This window comes from Burkholderia sp. HMSC10F09 (assembly GCF_001806955.1).
Taxonomy (GTDB): domain Bacteria; phylum Pseudomonadota; class Gammaproteobacteria; order Burkholderiales; family Burkholderiaceae; genus Burkholderia; species Burkholderia multivorans.
In genome coordinates this window covers 1-1,143 of the sequence record NZ_KV786918.1, presented here as the reverse complement: position 1 = coordinate 1,143, position 1,143 = coordinate 1, and the positions used below count along the sequence as shown (strand labels likewise).

Genomic DNA, 1,143 nt, shown 5'->3' with positions numbered 1-1,143 from the left:
GCCGCCCGCACGGCCGTCGACTCGGCCGCGCGCACGCCGGCGGCGAAGGACGCGCCGGCCGCGTCGGGCTACGGGCCGCGCGTCGCGAAGGCGGCCGCACCGGCGGACAAGCCGGCCGCGAAGCCCGCGCTCGTGCGTCCGGCGCTGAACGGCGAGAAGCCGGCGCTGGCGACGGCCGGCGCGTCCGACGACGATTGGGAGACCTTCTAAATCATGCAGGCCGCGCGCGTGCCGTTTCGACCCGATGCACCGGATGCCGCGCCTCGCGCGGGCGAGCCGGGGCGCGACTTCGCGTTCACGGGCGCGGATTTCGCGCGCATCCGCGCGCTGATCCATCGTCGTGCGGGCATCTCGCTGTCCGATCACAAGCGCGACATGGCGTATAGCCGGCTCGCGCGGCGGCTGCGCGCGCGCGGGCTCGACTCGTTTCGCGAGTATCTGGACCTGCTCGAACAGGAGAACGACGCGGCCGAGTGGGAAGCGTTCACGAATGCGCTGACGACGAACCTCACCGCGTTCTTTCGCGAGTCGCACCATTTCCCGATCCTCGCGGAGTTCGTGAAGGGCCGTGCGGCGCCGGTGGCGGTGTGGTGCTCGGCGGCATCGACCGGCGAGGAGCCGTACTCGATCGCGATCACGCTGATCGAGGCGCTCGGCGAATCGGCGGCGCGCAGCGCGTCGATCCTCGCGACCGACCTCGACACGCAGGTGCTCGCGAAGGCCGAGGCCGGCATCTATACCTACGATCAGGTCAAGCATCTGTCGCCGGAGCGGCTGAAGCGCTTCTTCCTGAAGGGCACGGGCGCGCAGGCGGGCCGCGTGAAGGTGCGGCCCGAACTGCGCGCGATGATCCGCTTCGAGCAGCTGAACCTGACCGATGCCGACTACGGGATCGCGAAGCCGTTCGACGCGATCTTCTGCCGCAACGTGATGATCTATTTCGACAAGCCGACGCAGAGCCAGGTACTCGCACGCTTCGAGCCGCTCGTGAAACCGGGCGGGCTGCTGTTCGCCGGCCACTCGGAGAACTTCACGTACGTGACGCAGGCGTTCCGGCTGCGCGGGCAGACCGTCTACGAGCTGACGCGCGATGCGGCGGGCGGCGCACGCCCGCGCGGCGCGCCCGCGATGCCGGCCGACGCC

At 70.8% G+C, this 1,143-nt stretch carries 1 protein-coding gene and 1 pseudogene; both read left to right on the top strand.

Translation table 11 applies throughout. The features are described from left to right. A pseudogene (locus HMPREF3115_RS32910) lies at positions 1–210 on the top strand (methyl-accepting chemotaxis protein); the annotation flags it as partial. A 3-nt stretch (positions 211–213) separates the two neighbouring features. Then, a partial coding sequence (locus HMPREF3115_RS26640) for a CheR family methyltransferase (protein ID WP_070556799.1) occupies positions 214–1,143 on the top strand: 930 nt, incomplete at its 3' end.